The sequence below is a fragment of the Agrobacterium sp. GD03872 genome (assembly GCF_029840625.1).
GTDB lineage: Bacteria > Pseudomonadota > Alphaproteobacteria > Rhizobiales > Rhizobiaceae > Agrobacterium > Agrobacterium fabrum_A.
Window position 1 is genome coordinate 26,906 of the sequence record NZ_JAOCCY010000019.1, and the last position, 18,444, is coordinate 45,349.

The following is an 18,444-nucleotide window of genomic DNA, read 5'->3' on the forward strand; positions in this document are numbered from 1 at the left end:
AAACATCAGCGGCGTGGCGATACGCCGAGTTCCAGCCGCCTGTCGATGCCGATGCCGGCGAGAAACGCCTCGTCATGGCTGACGACCAGCAATGCACCGTCATAGGCCCGCAGACCTGCCTCCACGGCCGCGATGGAATCGATATCCAGATGATTTGTCGGCTCATCGAGGATCAGCAATTGCGGCGGGTGCGGTCCGCCCAGGACGCAGGCGAGACCGGCGCGCAGCATCTGCCCTCCCGAAAGCGTTCCGACAATCTGCAGGGCGGCATCGGCGCGGAACATGAAGCGGGCAAGCGCCGCCCGGCAGGCGTTCTCGCCGGCCTGCGGATTGAGCTGCAGGAAATTATCGCGGATCGACAGCTTCGCATCCAGCAGGCTGACCTGCTGGTCGAGAAAAACCGACTTCACGCCGAGGCGGACCGTTCCGGAAAACGGCGGCAGATCCCCCGTGACCACCGCAAGCAGCGTCGTTTTTCCCGATCCGTTCGGGCCGGTGACGGCGACACGCTGCGGGCCGGTGATCTCGAAGGACAGATCGGTGAGCACGGGTTGTTCGCTCGCATATCCCGCCGTCAGCTTATGCAGGCTCAGCACTGTTTTTGTCATGTGCAAGCCGCTGGGCGGCAATGTGACGGTGACGCCCTCAAGGATTTCGATCCGCTGCCGCGCCGCCTTCAAATCCTCGCTCGCCTCATTTTTCAGGCGGCTGGCCAGATTGGCGTTGTCGCCGCTCGTCTTTTCGGCGCGCCTTTTCATCGCTCCGGCAGCGATACGCGGCATGTCCCCCCTCGCCGCCTTTGCAGCACCATTGGCGTCGCGGCGGGCCTTGCGTTCCAGTGCCTCCTGCGACCTTCGCTTGGCCTCGGACAGGCGTTTTTCCGCACTGGCAAGGTCCTGTTCGGCAGCGGCCAGTTCCAGCGCCTTCTGCGCCCGGTAATGGCTCCAGTTGCCGCCATAGCGGGTTGCACCCAGCGTGGTCATTTCAACGATGGCATCGAGCGTCTCGAGAAGTTCCCGATCATGGCTGACGACGATCGCTCCGCCACGCCAGGCCGTCAGAAAACCGGCGACGAACAGACGCCCGTCGCGGTCGAGATTGTTGGTCGGCTCATCGAGGATGAGAAAATCAGGGGCGGCATGGATCTGGGCGGCAAGCGCCGCCCGCGTGCGCTGTCCGCCGGAGAGCGCCGAAAGCGGCGTGGAAGGCAATGCATCCAGGCCGACTTGCGCCAGCGCATCGGCAATTTTTTCCTCCAGCATCCAGTCGATGTCGCCGAGTTCTTCGAGCGTCGCCGCGCCGGCCTGCGCCCGTGCGAGCACATCCAGCGCATAGCGCGCCTCGAAGAGATCGGCCACCGTCTCGTCGGACGCGACCTGCACGCTCTGACGCAGGAGATTGACGCTGCCGGATACGGCGACCGTTCCCGCTGACGGCGACAATTCGCCGGCTATCAGCTTCAGGAGCGTCGTCTTGCCGACGCCGTTTCGCCCGACAAGGCCGGTGCGTTCCGCGCCGAAGCGGAGGTTGATGTTGGAAAAAAGCGGATGACCGTCAGGCGTGGACCACGACAGGTCTGAAAGGGTGATGGAATGCGGCATGGATATGGGTTCCCCTGATGACAAGGCGTTTGGGCTTTGCGATCGGGTGGAAATCCATGGTTCACCGTCCTGTTGGTGTTGCGGAGAGAGCGCCTTAAGGGAAAAAAGCGGCGCGTTCATGACGTCGATCTGAAAACGCCGGAGGATATCCCCCGGCGCATCGTTTTTTTCAGGCTACCAGACCCTTGGTCAGTTCCAGCGCCTGCCGTTCGAACAGCCGGCGATAGATGCCGTCATGAAGACGGATCAGGGCCTGATGGTCACCTTCCTCGACGATATTGCCCTTGTCGAAGACCAGCAGCCGGTCCAGCGCCCTGACGGTCGAGAGCCGGTGTGCGATGACGAGCGTGGTGCGGCCCACCATCAGGCGTTCCATGGCCTGCTGGATCTGCACTTCGCTTTCGCTGTCGAGGCTCGATGTGGCCTCGTCCAGAATGAGCACCGGTGCATCCGCCAGAAAGGCGCGGGCAATGGCGACGCGCTGGCGTTCCCCGCCCGACAGTTTGACGCCGCGTTCGCCCACCATGGTCTCATAACCCTTGGGAAGGGACATGATGAAATCATGGGCGCTCGCCTGTCTCGCCGCCTGTTCGATCTGGCGTCGTGAGGCGTCCGGCCGGCCATAGGCGATGTTTTCCGCCAGCGTGCGGTGGAACAGGATGGGCTCCTGCTGCACGATGGCGATCTGGCCGCGCAGGCTCGATTGCGTCACCCCGGCAATATCCTGCCCATCGATGCGGATCGCGCCCGACTTGACGTCGTAGAGTCGCTGGATGAGCTTGACGAAGGTCGTCTTGCCCGAGCCGGAATGGCCGACCAGACCCACGCGCTCACCCGGCTTGATGGTGACCGAAAAGTCCTCATAAAGCGGCGTGGCGTGCGCACCGTACTGGAAGGTGACGTGATCGAAGACGATCCCGCCCTTGCTGATCTTGATCGGTCCGGCGTCCGGCCTGTCCTCGATACCGAGCGGCATCTTGTCGAGCAGCACCAGCTCTTCCATGTCGTTGACGGCGCGTTGCAGGTTGCGGATATCCTGCCCCACATCGCGCAGATAACCCTGCAGCACGAAGAACATGGCAAGCACGAAGGTGATGTCGCCCGGCGTCGCCAGCCCCTGCCGCCACATGATGAGGCCGGTGCCGAGAATGCCGGCCTGCATCGACACCATCATGAAGCTCTGGATCGTGCCGTTCAGCGTGCCGCGCCGCCATGTCCTGCGCGTGCGGTTATCCCACTTCACCAGCACCTGACCCAGCCGCGCTTCTTCGCGCGTTTCAGCGCCGAAGGCCTTGACCACCGAGTTGCAGCTGATTGCATCCGCCAGCGCGCCGCCGAGGCGTGTATCCCAGGCATTGGCAAGCCGCGCCGCAGGCGACACATAGCCCATGGAAAGGCCGACGGTGACACCGACATAGATCAGCGAGCCCAGGCCGACGATAAGGCCCATGACCGGCCAGTAGCTGCCGAGCACGATGGTCGCGCCGACCAGCATCACGAGGGATGGCAAAAGCGCGATGAGCAGCAGGTCGTTGAGCGAATCCAGCGCCCACATGCCGCGTGTGATCTTGCGCACCGTCGAACCGGCGAAGCTGTTGGCATGCCAGTCGGTGGAGAAACGTTGGACCTTGTGGAAGCCGTTATTGGTGACATCCGCCATCGTCTTCAGCGTGAGCCTGATGATGCCGTTGAAGATGAACCAGCGCAGCACGACGCTGGTAAGTCCCAGCGCCACCACGATGACGAAGGCGCGCAGCGCCCCTTCGGCGCCATTGCCCGCCCCATTGCCGCCGGCAATGGCATCGACGATCTGGCCGGAAAAGACCGGCACCATCACTTCGGCCAGGGTGCTGGCAATCACCAGCACGATGATGAAACCCACCAGCGTCGGCCGATGGCGCCAATGGTTGAAAACAAAGCCGAGCACATGGCGATAGGCATCGGCGCGGAAATCGAGCTTCTTGCGAGTCATTGCTACCAGCCCGGCGCCACGAATTCGGCAACCGGTCCTCAAAACGGAAGTTGGATGGCACAGCCCGGGCGGGAGACAAAATGATCCCGTCAGATCAATCGGGCTATGGGGGAAAACAGAACCGCATGTCGGGCGCGCTTCAGGCGGGCCGCGAATGGATATGACCTAGTGTCGGGTCATTCCCTGCGGGAGGGTTTTGATGAATGCTGGTGTCATGCAACGCCTCCCTTTGTTCGATCTGATGCGGTGAAATTTTTTGTAGCTGAGCCGCTCGATCTTGCCAAGCGGTTTTTTGCAACCTTATGGCAAGTGATGCGCAAACGACACACCGGCGGGTGCGGCGAAATTCATCGCGGCCAAGATTTTTCGTCGCCAGTCGTCTCCGCCGCGCAGCCGGCAGGCCGCGCGGCGGGAATTCAGAAGCGGATTTACCCTTCCCGGTCAGTCCATCTGCACATTGGCGTTCTTGACCACCGGTTCCCACTTGGCGATTTCCGCCGCGACATGGTTCTTGAGCTCATCCGGCGAGGAAGCGACGATCTTCGCGCTGAAATCCGCCATCCGCGCGGCGACGCCCGGATCGGCAAGCGCTTTCTTGGCGGCGGCGTTCAGCTTGTCGACCACATCGGCCGGCGTGCCTGCGGGCGCAAAGAGCGCGTTCCAGGTATAGGTCTCGTAACCCGGTACGGTTTCGGCAATCGTCGGCATATCCGGGAAGGACGACGCCCGTTCCTTGGTGGTCACGCCGAGCGCCCGCAATGTGCCGGATTTTATATGTCCTGATGAGGACGGCAGATTGTCGAACATGATGGAAATCTGGTTGCCGAGCAGATCGTTGAGCGCCGGGCCGGCGCCCTTATAGGGAACATGCTGCATGCTCACCCCCGCCATGCTCTTGAAAAGCTCGCCGGAAAGATGCAGCGGCGTGCCGTTGCCGGAAGAGGCATAGGCATATTTGTCCGGCTCGGCCTTCAGCAGCGCAATCAGCTCCGCAACGCTGTTGACGTTAAGCTTCGGATTGATCACCAGCACATTCGGAACCACCACGAGCAGCGAAACCGGCGTGAAATCCTTTTCCGGATCGTAAGGCTTGGTCTTGAGAATGAGCGGGTTGAGGGCGTGGGTGGCAACCGTGCCCATCAGGATCGTATAGCCATCCGGATCGGCGCGGGCCACGCGGTCGGCGCCGAGATTGCCGCCGGCGCCGGCGACGTTTTCGACGACGATCTGCTGGCCGAGTTCATCACCCATCTTCTGCGCGATAACCCGGGCCACCACATCGGTGGAGCCGCCCGCCGCGAAAGGAACGACCAGCGTGATCGTTCGGTCGGGGAAGCCCTGCGCACCCGCAGCCGTTCCCAGCATGCCCAACGAAACCGCCGCGGCGGCAAGTTTCAGCACCATGCGCCGTTTTGAAGACCGGTAAATCATGAACCCTCCTTAAACATGGCCTCCTCGCCATCGGCGCATAGTAGCTCAAATGCACCTCAGGGCAACCCGCCGGGCTCCGCCGGTTCCTGTGAAAAAGGCCCTCCCGGCTGGGAGGGCCTTGCCCGGTCAGTACCGATAATAATCGCGACGGTCCCGCCAGTCGCGATAATCCCGGCGGTCGCGCCATTCGCGCCATTCCCTTCTGGCCTGGCGTTCACGCCATTCCCGGCGGTTTTCCCAGCGGTCGCGCCGGTCCCAGCCGCGCTCGTAACGCGGTCCGTTCGGACGGCAATAGCCGCGTGGTGTGAGATGGAAACCACGTCCGCAGGCATAATCCACCTTCTGGATGTGGGATACCGAAGGTGCGGACGGCTGGCCGACAGGCATGGCATTCGCACCGGTGCCGAACAGGGCGCCGAAAATCAGTCCGGCGGTTAGAATCATCTTGCGCATCTTATTTCCCTCCTTGTGGGATGAGGCGATTTAGCGCCCGGGCCGGTGAACTGCGGCTGAATGAATCGTGATCTTTTCGTGGCAGCGGGCCGCCCCGGGGGCGGAACGTTCCGTCCGTCCGGAACCCGCTTCGGCAGCCGCCGCCTGTCACGAAAGCGTTATGGAAAGACATTAGAACCGCCGCCGACCCGTCCAGAAAATGCACGGCTGTGCAACGACCGGTCAGCGTCTTTCCCGCCCCCTTTCGAAGGGTCAGCGCTCAGCAGTTCCACTCGCGCCCGAAAACATCGGAGACATAGATGAAACGCCGCACCTTTATGATGTCCGCCGCAGGCGCCGCCGCCGGTCTTGCCCTTGCACCCCGCATGAGCTTCGCCGCGCCGGGCACGATCGACTGGTACACCAGCTCGGATACCAATATCCTCGATTTCTGGTCCAATACGATCAAGCCCGCCTTTGAGGCCGCCAATCCCGGACTTAAGCTCAATCTCGTCGATGCCGGCGACGGCGCGGGCATTATCGCCATCGGCGAGCGCGCCATTGCCGCCAAAAAGACGGGCACCGATCCGCAGGCCGATTATTTCGAAACCGCCGATCCGCTGCTGCCCGCCGGCGCCATCGATGCCGGCATCTATGTGAACATGGCGAAAGCCGGCCTTTCCAATTATTCGCGCGTCAACCCGCTGGCCATCCAGAGCGAATACAGCCTGCCCTATCGCGGCAGCCAGGTTCTGCTCGCCTATGACACCAGCAAGCTGAAGCCGGCGGATGCGCCGAAGAACTGGGATCAGCTCGTCAGCTGGATCAAGGCCAATCCCGGCCAGTTCGTTTATAACCGTCCCGACAAGGGCGGTTCGGGCGGCAACTTCGTCCGCCGCGCCATCCATCAGGCGAACGGCCTCGACCCCAAGGCCTTCACGGTCGACAACTACACCCAGGAAGCCGGCGACAAGGCTCTCGGCAAGGCATGGGAACTGCTCAAGGACATCGCGCCGTCGCTTTATGACAAGGGCGCCTACTCCTCCGGCAACACCCAGTCCCTGCAGCTCCTCTCCCAGGGTGTGGTCACCATGACCCCGGTCTGGTCCGATCAGGTGCTTCAGGCCATCGACCAGGGTGTTCTGCCGAAAGAAACCGGCCTCGTTCAGCTTCAGGATCTGGCGCTTTGCGGCAATTTCTCGCGCGCTGTCGTGCTGGCCAACGGCGCCAATCGCGACGCCGCCCTGAAGCTTGCGAATTTTGTGCTCTCCGAAGAAATCCAGGGCGCCATCCTCACCGAACTCGGCGGTTTCCCCGGCGTTTCCTGGGACTATGTGCCGGCCGAGCTGCGCAAGCGCTTCGCCGACATCATTCCCCAGACCATTCCGACCTTCCCGGGCGGCAAATGGGAAACCGCCATCAATGATGGCTGGTACCGCAACGTCGCTCCCAACGTCGACCGCAAGTCGTGACCGAGGTTGCGGAAGGAGCGGTTCGCCCGCTCATCGACAATACGGCAGGCAGGAGGCCCATCGGCCTCCTGCTCGTCGCCATTCCCGTGTTCCTGATGATCTGGCTGGTCATCTGGCCTGCCATCAACGCCATCGGCCGCACTGTCTGGCGCACCGGAGCGAGCGGCGAGACGAGTTTCGATCTTTCGAGCTACGGCTTCTTCTTCTCGGACCGCTACAGCCTCGACAATCTTGCCGTGACGTTGTGGACGACAATGGTCTGCGCCGCCCTCCTGCTGGTAATCTGCCTGCCGATCGCGCTTTACCTTCGCTTTTCGCAAGGTCGTCTTCCGGCCTATGTGCAGGCGCTCGCCATCTTTCCGATGTTCGTGCCCTCCATCATCCTCGCTTTCGCCTTCATCCGCGTTCTCGGGCCGAACGGCATGGTGGACATATTGCTCAATGCGGTCGACCTGCCGAAAATCCGCACGCCCTATCTCACGCCCTGGGGGCCGGTCATCGGTCTTGTCTGGGACAATATTCCGCTGACCGTGCTCATCCTTCTCGCGGGGCTCGGCAGTGTCGCCAACCAGTCCGTGGAGGCGGCGCGCGATGTTGGGGCCAATGCGCTTCAGGTCTTCTGGCACATCATCCTGCCGCGCATTTCCAATTCCATCCTCGTGGCGCTTTCCTTTTCGGTGCTCGGCATTTTTTCCTCCTTCACCCTGCCCTATCTTTTGGGCCCTGCCTCTCCCGAAATGCTCGGCCCCTTCATGCAGCGCACGCTGCGCGAAGTGCAGGATCCCATCGGCGCCATGACCCAGGCCGTCATCGCTTTCGGTTTCTGCATCGCATTCGGCCTGTTCTACGTGCGTTCGGTCGCGCGCAACCAGGGGAAATGACATGACGACGCTGACGCGGGCGCGAACCCGCATGGACTGGCCCGGCATCTTCTTCGCCGTCCTTCTCACCATCGCCATCGTCGGGCCACTGCTTGTCGTTGGCACCTGGGCATTCACCGAGGTCTGGCGTTTTCCCAATGTCATTCCCCAGCAGTTCGGATTCCGTTTCTGGGGCCAGACGCTGGGACGCGCCGACGTGTGGAATGCGCTGATGCTGAGCCTGCGGCTGACAACGGTGGTGACGCTACTTTCGGCGCTGATCTGCCTTCCCGCCGCCTATGCCTTTGCGCGCATGAGCTTTCCCGGCCGCAACCTGCTGTTCTTCTCCTTCCTGGCCGGCCATGCCTTCCCGAAATTCGGGCTTCTGGTGGCGATCGCCGCCATTTTCCTGCAGCTCAACCTCATCGGCACCTTCTGGGGCGTCGTTCTCATCCAGCTCGTCGGCACGCTGATGTTCATGATCTGGATTCCCGTGGCGGCATTTCAGGCCGTCGACCGGCGCATGGAAGAGGCGGCCCGCGATGTCGGCGCCAGCCCGCTCCGGGTCTTCTGGTCGATTACCCTGCCGCAGGCGGGACCGACCATCGCCGCCGCCGTGCTGCTGAGCTTCGTCGGCACCTTTTACGAGACCGAAGGCGCATGGCTCATCGGCGCGCCGGCCATCCGCACCATGCCGGTGCTGATGATCAGCTACATCAACAACCAGATGGTCATTCAATATGGCGCGGTCCTGTCCGTCCTGCTCTGGGTGCCGTCCTTCATTGCCCTCATGTTCGCCCGCCGCGTCATCGGCGGCGGCGCATTTGCCCGCGGTTTCGGCGGTTAGGAAATCATCATGTCCGTACTTCATATCCGCCAGGTCACGAAAACCTATACCGGCGGCACCAAGGCAGTCGACAGCTTCTCGCTCGATGTCGCCGATGGCGAACTCGTCTGCCTTCTCGGCCCCTCCGGTTCGGGCAAGTCGACGCTGCTGCGCATGGTCGGCGGTTTCGAGCAGCCGACGGGCGGGCAGATCACCATCGATGGCGAAGATGTCACCCACCTGCCGCCGGAACGACGGCCGACCGGCATGGTGTTTCAGAGCCACGCGCTCTGGAGCCATATGAATGTCTTCAAAAACCTCGCTTTCGGCCTCAAGCTGCGCCGCATGCCGGCTGCCGTGATCAAGCAGAAAGTGGAGGCCGTGCTCGAACTCGTCGGGCTTTCCGGTTATGGCGAGCGCGCCACCGGCCAGCTTTCCGGCGGCCAGCAGCAGCGCGTGGCGCTCGCCCGCTCGCTGGTTCTCGAACCGAAAATCCTGTTGCTCGACGAACCCTTCGCCAGCCTCGACCAGCATCTGCGCGAGCGGCTGCGGGAAGAGGTGCGCGATATCCAGCAGCGTCTCGGCATCACCACGCTGTTCGTCACCCACGGTCAGGATGAGGCCCTTTCCATGGCCGACCGCATCGTGGTGATGGCGAACGGCAAGACCGAACAGATCGACCGGCCGAACGTCATCTATCGCGAACCGCAGACCCCGTTCGTCGCCGGCTTCATCGGCACCATGAACCTGATAGAGGGCGCGGTTTCGGACGGAAACTTCATGCGCGCCGATTTCAGCCTGCCGCTTCCCGTCTCCGACGGGCCTGCCGTCCTCGCCGTCCGCCCGGAAGCCATCGATCTGACGATCTCCGAAACACCGGAAGCGCATGTGCACCGGGTGACGGATTACGGCACCCACGGCCTTGTCGACCTCGATCTTGCCGATGGTACAAGGATCAAATCCATGGTCGCTCACCCGGATATGTTCCAGGCGGGACAGGGCGTGCAGATTTCGCCCCGTGCCGTCACGGCCTATCGCGACAACCGCCCAATCTATCGGAGCTGACATGAACCAGCCGATCCTTATCGACCGCAACGGCCACAGAACATGGCTCAAATGGCATCGCGCCCGCCGCCGGGCAGCGGACCCGGTGTTCACCGGCGAGCGCATCATTGAGGCCATGCGGCTCGGCGCCAGCATTGAGGTGGATCTCGTCATCCATGCCGACCATGGCTGCGCCGTCCTGCATGACCGGACGCTGGAGCGGGAAACCACCGGCACCGGCCGGGTGCGCGACACATCCGCCGCCACGCTGCGCCAGCTTCACCTGCGCGACAATGACGGCCAGCCCATCGATGCCAAGGTCATGCTGCTCGAAGGCCTTTGCGCCCTGCTTGCCGAGGGCGCCGTTCATCCCGACGCCCTGCTCCAGCTCGATTTCAAGGAAGACCGGCAGGCGCTTACCCCGCAGGTGGTCGCCGGTTTCGGGGCGAGCGTTTCGCCCATGGCGAAGTCGGTGATCCTGTCGGGCGGCGATTTCGATGCCATCGCCACGCTGGCCGGCTCAGCTCCCGGCCTTCGCACGGGTTATGATCCCTGCCATCGCGGCACGCTAGCCGAACTGAAGGCAAGCGGAAACTATCTGGGCTTCATCGAAGACGCCCTTGCCACCGCGCCCGATGCGGACATGATCTACCTCGCCTACGAGATCGTGCTTGCCGCCGAGGATGCGGGCGTCGATATCATCGCCCCCATCCACGCCGCCGGTCGCCGGGTCGATGCCTGGACGATCAACAGCGTCACGCCGCAATCCATAGAACAGGTGAAACGCCTGCTGCGGCTCAAGGTGGACCAGATCACCACCGATGATCCGGAAGGGCTCGCCGAGGTTTTCAGCCGATGACAGTCAATTACAGCACCATTCTCGACCATATGGTCGCCACCGCCCGCGACGCCGGCGCATTGACGCTCGACCATTTCAGGCGCTTCCGGGAGATCGAGATCGGCGTCAAGGGACCGGGTGATTTCGTTTCCGATGCGGACAGGGATTCCGAAACGCTGATCCGCGAGCGCCTGCTCGGGCAATATCCCTGGGGACTGACGGGCGAGGAATTCGCACCCGTCGAGGGAGCGGATCAGGATCACCGCTGGCTGGTCGACCCCATCGACGGCACCACCAACTTCATCTTCGGCCAGCACTATACCATCACCATCGCGCTTCGCCGCGGCAATGAAACGATCTGCGGGCTGGTCTACAATCCCGTTTCCGACGAAATGTTCACCGCGATCAAGGGAGACGGCGCCTATCTCAACGGCGAGCGCCTGCGGGTTAATGACAGCACCGATGTCGCCCTGATGTGCGTCGGCACCGGCCTGCCCACGCCCAATCTCCAGCTTTATCCCGGCGCCTATCAGCGCCTCGACGCCATTCGTGCGCCCATCGGCGCGGTCCGCGTGGTCGGCAGCGCCGCCAATTCCTGCGCTTACGTCGCCTGCGGCCGGCTGACCGGCTATTACGAGGAAACGGGCTTCGTGGACACGGCAGCCGGCATTCTGCTGGTGCAGGAGGCCGGCGGCATCGTGACCGACTGGTGGGGCCGCGGACCTGAGTTCTATGAGAAGACCGGTACGCTGATCGTTGCCAATGCCGCGACCCATGCCTATCTCATGGAGCACCTGCGCGGCGTTCCGCCCAAGAACCCCGCATAACGGCTTCTCCTTCGGAGCATCCATGCCGCAGCAATCGTCTCAGGCCACCTGCACCAGATGGCCGGGCGACACCGTCCTGTAATTCCGCACCGGCGTTTCATATCCCATGGCCCGTATCGGGCTCTTCAGCTCGTCATTGGATATGCCGCGCCTTATCCCGCGCCTTGCCGGATCCGGCACCGGCACGGCGGCCATAAGCTTTTTCGTATAGGGATGTTGCGGATTGTCGAAGACGGCCGCACGCGGGCCGATCTCGACGATCTCGCCGAGATACATCACCGCCACACGATGGCTGACGCGCTCCACCACCGCCATGTCATGGCTGATGAACAGGAAGGCGAGGTTGAGACTCTGCTGCAGGTCGAGCAGCAGGTTGCAGACCTGCGCCTTGATGGAGACATCGAGCGCTGAGACGCTTTCATCGGCGACGATGACCTTCGGATCGAGCGCAAGCGCCCGGGCAATGGCGATGCGCTGGCGCTGGCCGCCGGAAAATTCATGTGGATAGCGGCTGGCCATATCGGCGGAGAGGCCCACCTTTTCGAGAAGATCGGCAGTCTTTTCCTTCGCCTGTCTGCTGCTGCCCAGCTTGTGCTTGATGAAGGGCTCGGAAATCGCCGTGCCCACCGTCATGCGCGGATTGAGTGAGGAAAAAGGGTCCTGAAAGATCATCTGGACAGATTTGCGCATGTTGCGCAGGCCGACATTATCGAGCCGCATCACATCGTAACCGTCGAGCGACACATCGCCGGACGACGGCTCCACAAGGCGCATGATCGAGCGGCCGGTGGTGGATTTGCCGCAGCCGGATTCACCAACCAGCGACAGTGTTTCCCCCTGAAACAGGTCGAAGGAGACGTTTTCGACGGCATGAACCGCGCCCGTCTGGCGCGCCAGGAGGCCGGAGCGGATGGGAAAGCGCGTGACGAGGTTCTTGACCGACAATACCGGCGTCTGACCGCTGGCGACCGTTTCCGCCACCTCCTCCGGCTCGGTCGAAAGACCGGTTTTCATGTCGAGCACGGGAAAACGTGTCGGCCATTGCCGGTCGCGCATCGAGCCGAGCTTCGGTACCGCCGAAAGCAACGCCCGCGTATAGGGATGTTTGCCGCGTTTGAATATCTCCTCGGTCGGCCCTGTCTCAACCTCGTCACCACGATACATCACGATGGTACGATCGGCGATTTCGGCCACCACACCCATGTCATGGGTGATGAAGAGAACCGACATGCCCTCCTCTTCCTGCAGCAACTTGATGAGATCAAGTATCTGGCCCTGAATGGTGACGTCGAGCGCCGTCGTCGGTTCGTCGGCGATCAGCAGTTTCGGGCGGGAGGCGAGCGCCATGGCGATCATCACGCGCTGGCGCATGCCGCCGGAAAACTGGTGCGGATATTCATCGAAACGACCTGCCGCATTGGGAATGCGCACCTTTTCCAGCAGCCGCACCGTCTCCGCCCGCGCCTCCTGCTTCGAAAGCCCCTTGTGGCGGATGAGCACTTCGGAAATCTGGCGACCGATGGTGAAGATCGGATTGAGCGAGGTCATCGGCTCCTGGAAAATCATCGATATATCGTTGCCACGCACGCCGCGCATTTCTCTTTCGGAAAGCGCAAGAAGATCGCGCCCGTTGAGCAGCACTTCCCCTTCAATCCGGCTGGAGGCCGGGGCAAGCAGGCGCATGAGAGACAGCGACGTCACCGATTTACCGGAACCGGATTCGCCGACAATCGCGACGGTTTCGCCGGGCGCGACATCGAAGGAGACGTTGCGCACGACGCTTTTCCACGCACCATCGACGAGGAATGAGGTGGTGAGGTTACGAACGGCGAGGACTGGTTTTGTCTCCATGGTGTCACCGCCCCACCGCATAGGCCTGCATCAGCCGTGGCGTCGCTGCGGCGCGCAGCAGACCGTCGGCATCGCGGCGCGCGGCGGTAAGCCGCCCGACCGACCAGGCATCGGCAACTGTCACCCGGTGGCCGCGGCGGCGAAGCTCATCGAGTGTCGCCTCACCCACCGCGCCTTCCACCGTGATTTCACCCGGCGAACTGGTGCGCGGATAAAACGAACCCGGAAAATGCGCGGTGTGGAACAGCGGCATGTCGATGGCGGCCTGCAGGTTCTTGCCGTGATGGGCATAACGCAGGAAGAAAGGCAGCTGCCACTGGTCCTGCTGGTCGCCACCGGGCGTGCCGAAAACCATCGCGGGACGTCCCCGATGCAGCGCAAGCGATGGCGTCAGCGTGGTGCGCGGGCGTTTGCCCGGCGCAAGCGAGGTCGGCAGGCCTTCCTTCAGCCAGAACATCTGGGCGCGGGAATTGAGCGCGAAGCCGAGGCCCGGAACGATGGGCGAGGATTGCAGCCAGCCGCCCGACGGCGTGGTGGACACCATGTTGCCCCAGCGGTCGATGACATCGATATGCACGGTGTCACCGCGCTTCTCCGTCAGATGCGACATGGTCGGCTCGTAGACGGTGCCCCTGCCGCTCATCTCGTCCAGCATCGCCATGGTGGCGTCCACCTGCTTTTCGTAACCCGGTACGGTGCCGGGGCGCAGCTCCAGCGAGGCGTCGCTGCCGATCAGCGCCCGGCGTCCGGCATTATAACCTTCGGAGAGAAGATATTCCGTCGGTATCTGGCCAAATTCCGGATCGCCGTAATAGACCTCGCGGTCGGCAAAGGCGAGCTTCATGGCTTCAACGATGGTGTGGATGAAATCGGGACCGGACGGGTCCATGGCCGCAATGTCGAAACCCTTCAGAAGCGCGAGCGATTGCAGCAGAACCGGACCCTGCCCCCAGGCCGGCGTCTTGGCAATCGCCCAGTCGTGATAATCGAGCGTCTGCGGCGCTTCAACGGTCGCGCTCCACCCGGCCATATCCTGCGCCGTCAGCACGCCCTTGTGCTTAGCACCGCTGGCATCCATGATTTCCGCGGTCCTCACGTAACCGTCGATGGCTTCCGCTACGAAACCCCGGTAAAAGGCATCACGCGCCGCCTCGATCTGGTTTTCGCGGCCGGAACACGCTTCGGCTTCGGTAACGATCCGCTGATAGGTCGCGGCCAGAACCGGATTGCGGAAATTGGCGTGGGGCTCGGGTGCCGCACCGCCCGGCAGCCATGTCTCATGGGATGTCGGCCATTCCTTCTCGAAGAAATCCGCCAGCCCCTTGATGGTGGCGGAGACGCGCGGCAGCGTCGGGTGCCCGTGCTCGGCATAATAGATGGCGGGTTCCAGCACCTCGCGCACGCTCATCGTGCCATAATCGCGCAGCATCAGCATCCAGCCGTCGAAGGCGCCGGGAATGACGGTGGCCAGCAACCCGTCGCCGGGGATCAGCTTCAGCCCTTCCGAGGTATAATGTTCAATGGTCGCCCCGCTCGGGGCCGGGCCCTGTGCGCAGATGACTTCCACCTTGTCCGTCTTTTTCGAATAGAATACGGCGGGCATGTCGCCGCCCGGGCCGCAGAGATGCGGTTCCACGATCTGCAGAACGAAGCCGGTGGCGACGGCGGCGTCGAAAGCATTGCCACCCTTTTCGAGGATCGCCATGCCAACAGCCGAGGCGATCCAGTGCGTTGAGGTGACGACGCCGAAGGTGCCAAGGATTTCAGGGCGTGTGGTGAATTCAGTCATTCCGATATTCCTTGTAAAAAATCATGCTTCGCGCGGATCGAGCGCATCGCGCAGGCCGTCGCCCAGAAGATTGAAACCGATGACGACGAGGAAGATGGCGATGCCGGGCCACATCGTCATCCACGGCGCCTGGCTGAGGAAATTCTTCGCGGTGTTCAGCATCGAACCCCAGGAAGGCGCCGGCGCCTGCTGGCCAAGGCCGAGGAAAGAGAGGCTCGCCTCCGCAATGATGGCGGTGGCGACCGTCAGGGTCGCCTGCACGATGATGGGGGCGAAGACATTTGGCAGGATGTAACGCGTCATGATGTCGACGTGGTTGAGGCCGATCGACCTTGCGCCCTCGACATAATCCTCCATCTTGACCGCCAGCACCTGCCCACGCGTCAACCGCACGAAAATCGGCATGGCGGAAAGACCAATCGCGATCATGGCATTGGTGAGGCTCGGCCCGAGGAAGGCTGCGAGCGCAATCGCCATGATGAGGAAGGGCATGGCCAGCAGCGCTTCGGTGATACGGGATATGACCATATCCACCCAGCCGCCGAAATAGCCGGAAATCAGGCCGAAGGGCACGCCGATGACCACGGCGATCATCACCGAGACGACGCCGGCCATCAGCGAGGCGCGCGCGCCATAGATCATGCGCGAGAGAATATCGCGGCCGAGATCATCGGTGCCGAGCCAGTGGGCCGCCGAGGGCGCCTTGCGGATGGCCGACCAGCTGGTCGTAACCGGGTCGGCAATCGGCAGGATCGGCGCGGCTATGGCAAGGACGGCGAAGAACAGCACGATGACCATGCCGACAAGCGCCGATTTGTTGCGCTTCATCTTCTTCCAGGCGCGGCTTTCCTGCCGCGTTACCGCTACGGAGAGGTTTTGATCGAGAACGGTCATGATATCGGGGCCTCAGATCGTCGCCCTGAGGCGGGGGTTGAGCAGGACATAGGCAATATCGGCAAGAAGGTTCATGAGGATGAAACCGACGGCGGTGCAAAGAACGATGCCCTGCACGACGGCATAATCGCGGGTGAACACCGCATCGACCGTCATCTTGCCGAAGCCGGGAATGGTGAATATCTGCTCCGTCAGGACCGCCCCGGCCAGCAATTCACCGAACAGCAGCGCCAGCAGCGTGATGACCGGCAGCAGCGCGTTGCGGAAACTATGCGACAGGATGATCTCGCGCGGCGAAAGCCCCTTGGCGCGGGCGGTGCGGATATAGTCGGAACTCAACACCGCCACCATCGCCGAACGTGTATGGCGCATCAGCGTCGCCGCAAGCGCGTTGCCCAGCACGAAGGCCGGCATGATCATGGTTTCGATGGAACGGACCGGGTCGACGAAGATCGATTCATAACCGGATGCCGGCAGCCAGCCGAGTTTCACCGAGACCAGCAGGATCAGCATGATGCCGAGCCAGAAATTCGGGATCGAAAGGCCGGAAAGCGCCACGATATTGGCCGTATAGTCGATCCACGTATTCTTCTTGACGGCGGCCAGAATGCCGATGGGAATGCCGATGACCATGGCAAAGAACATCGCCATGACAGCCAGCTGAATGGTGACCGGCAGCTTCTGGCCGATCAGTTCCAGCACCGGCTGGTTGGTGCGCAGCGAAATACCGAAATCGCCCGTCACCACGCCGCCCAGCCAGTTGACATATTGCAGCGGCACGGGGTCGTTGAGGCGATATTTCTCGCGCAAGAATTCAATCGTCGCGGGATCGCGTTCCTCGCCCGCCATGGCAAGCACCGGATCGCCCGGCAAAAGTTTCTGCAGCGAGAAAACGAAGATGGAAATGATCAGAAGCGTCGGGATCGCGACCAGCAGTCGCTTGCCGATGTAAACAGGCATGGCATTGCCCCCGTTTGGGTCCGGTCTGGGGGCCGCACAGCGAGCCGTGCGGCCTATGCGAAGCGGTCAGTCCTTGGAAACGCCGAGAAGGCGGATCATGCCATCGGGCGACGGCGCCCAACCCTTGACCCTGTTGGAGATGGCATAGGCATAGGGCTGGTGACCGAGATAGATGATCGGCATGTCATCGTTGAGGATGACGCTTGCGGCATCGTATTTTTCCTTGCGGACCGCATCGTCGGTGGAGGCGCGGGCCTCGTTCAGCAGCTTGTCGACTTCCGGGTTGCAATATTTCACATCGTTGATGCCGCCCTTGCAGGTGACGAACTGGTGCAGGTTGCCATCGGGATCGATACGCCCCGACCAGTCGGAACGGCTGAGCTGGTAATTGCCGGCGGTCTGTTCGGACAGAAGCGTCGCGAATTCGGTCGCCTTCAGGGTGACGTTGAAACCGGCTTCGGCCGCCATGGACTGGATGACCTGCATCATCTGCGTCTGCGTGGTGTTGTTGGCGTGTTGAAGCTCGACGTCGAGCGTCTCGTAACCCGCCTCCTTCATCAGCTGCTTGGCCTTGTCGATATCGCGCGGCGGCACCGGCAGGTCCTGGTTGAACCAGGGGCTTGTCGGCGGGAAAGCCTGATTGCCGCCCTTGGACGTGCCTTCAAAGACGATCTGGCCGATGGCCTCGCGGTCGATAGCATAGGAGAAAGCCTGCCGCAGGCGCTTGTCCTTGCCGAGCGGATTATCCGCACGCGCGCCATTGTTCATGTTGACATACATGGCCATGTAACCGGGACCGATCACATCGGCATAGGTCAACTTGGGGTCGTTCCTGACGGATTCCGCATCTGACGCTGAAATGCGTTCGGCGATGTCGAGGTCGCCGGCGCGAAGGTTTGCAAGCTTTACCGTGGTATCGGGGATCGGCAGATAGACGATCTTGTCAACGAGGATCTTGTCCTTGTCCCAATAATCGGCGAATTTCTCCAGCACGATACGGTCCTGCTGGATGCGCTCGACAAATTTGAACGGGCCGGCGCAGACCGGCTTGGAGCCGAAATTGGCGCCCAGTTCCTTGGCCGCTTTCGGCGCAACGATCATGCCGGCGCGGTCGGAAAGCTGCGCCAGCAGGGTGACGTCAGGCGTCTTCAGCGTGAACTTCACTTCCAGCGGCCCGGTCGCCTCGACCTTCTCGACCGAGGACAGCTCGCTCTTGCGGCGCGATTCCGGCAGCGTCATGTTGCGCTCGATGGTGGCGACGACGGCGGCCGCATCCAGCGTCTCGCCATCGTGGAACTTGACGCCATCGCGGATCTTCATGGTCAGCACCTTGCCGCCTTCCGACCACGCCCATTCGGTGGCAAGCTGCGGCACGATCTTCATGTCCTGCGAAATATCCACCAGCTTGTCGCACATCGCGGTGTAGACGATGCGGCCGACGAAGGTGCGCGATTGCGCGGGATCGAGAACGTCGGCGTCGTCATTGAGGCCGATGCGCAATTCGGACGACAGCGCCGGCGTCGCCAGGAATGCGCCTGCCAACAGCGCAGCGGTGAATGTCTGGGTTTTCTTCATGTTCGTTCCTCTGGTGTGGTTGTCTTTGTTTTATTTTATTTTCATTGGCCGGCCTGAATGGCCGACAGGTCG

Annotated in this window: 15 protein-coding genes; 6 read left to right on the plus strand and 9 right to left on the minus strand. The window is 62.3% G+C overall.

The window, feature by feature from the left end; all coding sequences use genetic code 11:
* Positions 1–5: 5 nt before the first annotated feature.
* The 4 genes from N5D22_RS23910 to N5D22_RS23925 all read right to left on the minus strand — a co-directional run bounded on the left by N5D22_RS23910 (position 6) and on the right by N5D22_RS23925 (position 5,457).
* Positions 6–1,601 carry an ABC-F family ATP-binding cassette domain-containing protein gene (locus N5D22_RS23910; RefSeq protein WP_279658393.1) on the minus strand — a complete coding sequence of 532 codons (1,596 nt, stop codon included), beginning with the start codon at positions 1,599–1,601 and terminating at the stop codon, positions 6–8.
* Between the two features lie 169 nt (positions 1,602–1,770).
* Positions 1,771–3,573: an ABC transporter ATP-binding protein gene (locus N5D22_RS23915; RefSeq protein ID WP_279658394.1), complete on the minus strand. Its 1,803-nt coding sequence runs from the start codon at positions 3,571–3,573 to the stop codon at positions 1,771–1,773.
* 441 nt (positions 3,574–4,014) lie between these two features.
* Positions 4,015–4,977 (minus strand): tripartite tricarboxylate transporter substrate binding protein, encoded by a 963-nt coding sequence (locus N5D22_RS23920; RefSeq protein ID WP_279658427.1) that lies wholly within the window; start codon positions 4,975–4,977, stop codon positions 4,015–4,017.
* Positions 4,978–5,130: 153 nt separating this feature from the next.
* Complete coding sequence (locus tag N5D22_RS23925) at positions 5,131–5,457, minus strand: hypothetical protein (RefSeq protein WP_279658395.1); 327 nt, start codon at positions 5,455–5,457, stop codon at positions 5,131–5,133.
* 299 nt (positions 5,458–5,756) lie between these two features.
* On the opposite strand from N5D22_RS23925, the gene N5D22_RS23930 reads away from it, so the two are divergent.
* From N5D22_RS23930 to N5D22_RS23955, 6 genes are read left to right on the plus strand one after another with little or no spacing between them, the layout of a single operon-like run.
* Positions 5,757–6,908: an extracellular solute-binding protein gene (locus N5D22_RS23930; RefSeq protein ID WP_279658396.1), complete on the plus strand. Its 1,152-nt coding sequence runs from the start codon at positions 5,757–5,759 to the stop codon at positions 6,906–6,908.
* On the plus strand, positions 6,905–7,789 hold the full coding sequence (locus tag N5D22_RS23935) for an ABC transporter permease subunit (protein ID WP_279658397.1): 885 nt from the start codon (positions 6,905–6,907) through the stop codon (positions 7,787–7,789). The genes N5D22_RS23930 and N5D22_RS23935 overlap by 4 nt, the downstream gene beginning before the upstream one ends.
* A gap of 1 nt (position 7,790) precedes the next feature.
* On the plus strand, positions 7,791–8,615 hold the full coding sequence (locus N5D22_RS23940) for an ABC transporter permease subunit (RefSeq protein ID WP_279658398.1): 825 nt from the start codon (positions 7,791–7,793) through the stop codon (positions 8,613–8,615).
* A gap of 9 nt (positions 8,616–8,624) precedes the next feature.
* Complete coding sequence (locus N5D22_RS23945) at positions 8,625–9,659, plus strand: ABC transporter ATP-binding protein (RefSeq protein ID WP_279658399.1); 1,035 nt, start codon at positions 8,625–8,627, stop codon at positions 9,657–9,659.
* 1 nt (position 9,660) lies between these two features.
* Positions 9,661–10,497, plus strand: coding sequence for a glycerophosphodiester phosphodiesterase family protein (locus N5D22_RS23950; protein ID WP_279658400.1), 837 nt, complete (start codon positions 9,661–9,663; stop codon positions 10,495–10,497).
* Positions 10,494–11,303 (plus strand): inositol monophosphatase, encoded by an 810-nt coding sequence (locus tag N5D22_RS23955; protein WP_279658401.1) that lies wholly within the window; start codon positions 10,494–10,496, stop codon positions 11,301–11,303. The genes N5D22_RS23950 and N5D22_RS23955 overlap by 4 nt, the downstream gene beginning before the upstream one ends.
* A gap of 39 nt (positions 11,304–11,342) precedes the next feature.
* On the opposite strand, the gene N5D22_RS23960 is transcribed toward N5D22_RS23955, so the two are convergent.
* The 5 genes from N5D22_RS23960 to N5D22_RS23980 form a co-directional block, all read right to left on the minus strand.
* Positions 11,343–13,154, minus strand: a complete 1,812-nt coding sequence (locus tag N5D22_RS23960) for an ABC transporter ATP-binding protein (protein ID WP_279658402.1) — start codon at positions 13,152–13,154, stop codon at positions 11,343–11,345.
* A gap of 4 nt (positions 13,155–13,158) precedes the next feature.
* On the minus strand, positions 13,159–14,943 hold the full coding sequence (locus N5D22_RS23965) for a gamma-glutamyltransferase family protein (protein WP_279658403.1): 1,785 nt from the start codon (positions 14,941–14,943) through the stop codon (positions 13,159–13,161).
* 21 nt (positions 14,944–14,964) lie between these two features.
* Positions 14,965–15,837 (minus strand): ABC transporter permease, encoded by an 873-nt coding sequence (locus tag N5D22_RS23970; protein ID WP_279658404.1) that lies wholly within the window; start codon positions 15,835–15,837, stop codon positions 14,965–14,967.
* A gap of 12 nt (positions 15,838–15,849) precedes the next feature.
* A complete protein-coding gene (locus tag N5D22_RS23975) occupies positions 15,850–16,797 on the minus strand; it encodes an ABC transporter permease (RefSeq protein WP_020810606.1) in 948 nt (315 codons plus the stop codon).
* A gap of 66 nt (positions 16,798–16,863) precedes the next feature.
* Positions 16,864–18,372 carry an ABC transporter substrate-binding protein gene (locus tag N5D22_RS23980; RefSeq protein ID WP_279658405.1) on the minus strand — a complete coding sequence of 503 codons (1,509 nt, stop codon included), beginning with the start codon at positions 18,370–18,372 and terminating at the stop codon, positions 16,864–16,866.
* Positions 18,373–18,444 lie beyond the last annotated feature (72 nt).

Coding starts and splice junctions, on each gene's coding strand:
- N5D22_RS23930 (WP_279658396.1), top strand. CDS start 5,757: ATGAAACGCCGCACCTTTATGATGTCCGCCGCAGGCGCCGCCGCCGGT.
- N5D22_RS23950 (WP_279658400.1), top strand. CDS start 9,661: ATGAACCAGCCGATCCTTATCGACCGCAACGGCCACAGAACATGGCTC.
- N5D22_RS23945 (WP_279658399.1), top strand. CDS start 8,625: ATGTCCGTACTTCATATCCGCCAGGTCACGAAAACCTATACCGGCGGC.
- N5D22_RS23960 (WP_279658402.1), bottom strand. CDS start 13,154: ATGGAGACAAAACCAGTCCTCGCCGTTCGTAACCTCACCACCTCATTC.
- N5D22_RS23925 (WP_279658395.1), bottom strand. CDS start 5,457: ATGCGCAAGATGATTCTAACCGCCGGACTGATTTTCGGCGCCCTGTTC.
- N5D22_RS23980 (WP_279658405.1), bottom strand. CDS start 18,372: ATGAAGAAAACCCAGACATTCACCGCTGCGCTGTTGGCAGGCGCATTC.
- N5D22_RS23970 (WP_279658404.1), bottom strand. CDS start 15,837: ATGACCGTTCTCGATCAAAACCTCTCCGTAGCGGTAACGCGGCAGGAA.
- N5D22_RS23975 (WP_020810606.1), bottom strand. CDS start 16,797: ATGCCTGTTTACATCGGCAAGCGACTGCTGGTCGCGATCCCGACGCTT.
- N5D22_RS23920 (WP_279658427.1), bottom strand. CDS start 4,977: ATGGTGCTGAAACTTGCCGCCGCGGCGGTTTCGTTGGGCATGCTGGGA.
- N5D22_RS23965 (WP_279658403.1), bottom strand. CDS start 14,943: ATGACTGAATTCACCACACGCCCTGAAATCCTTGGCACCTTCGGCGTC.
- N5D22_RS23940 (WP_279658398.1), top strand. CDS start 7,791: ATGACGACGCTGACGCGGGCGCGAACCCGCATGGACTGGCCCGGCATC.
- N5D22_RS23955 (WP_279658401.1), top strand. CDS start 10,494: ATGACAGTCAATTACAGCACCATTCTCGACCATATGGTCGCCACCGCC.
- N5D22_RS23915 (WP_279658394.1), bottom strand. CDS start 3,573: ATGACTCGCAAGAAGCTCGATTTCCGCGCCGATGCCTATCGCCATGTG.
- N5D22_RS23910 (WP_279658393.1), bottom strand. CDS start 1,601: ATGCCGCATTCCATCACCCTTTCAGACCTGTCGTGGTCCACGCCTGAC.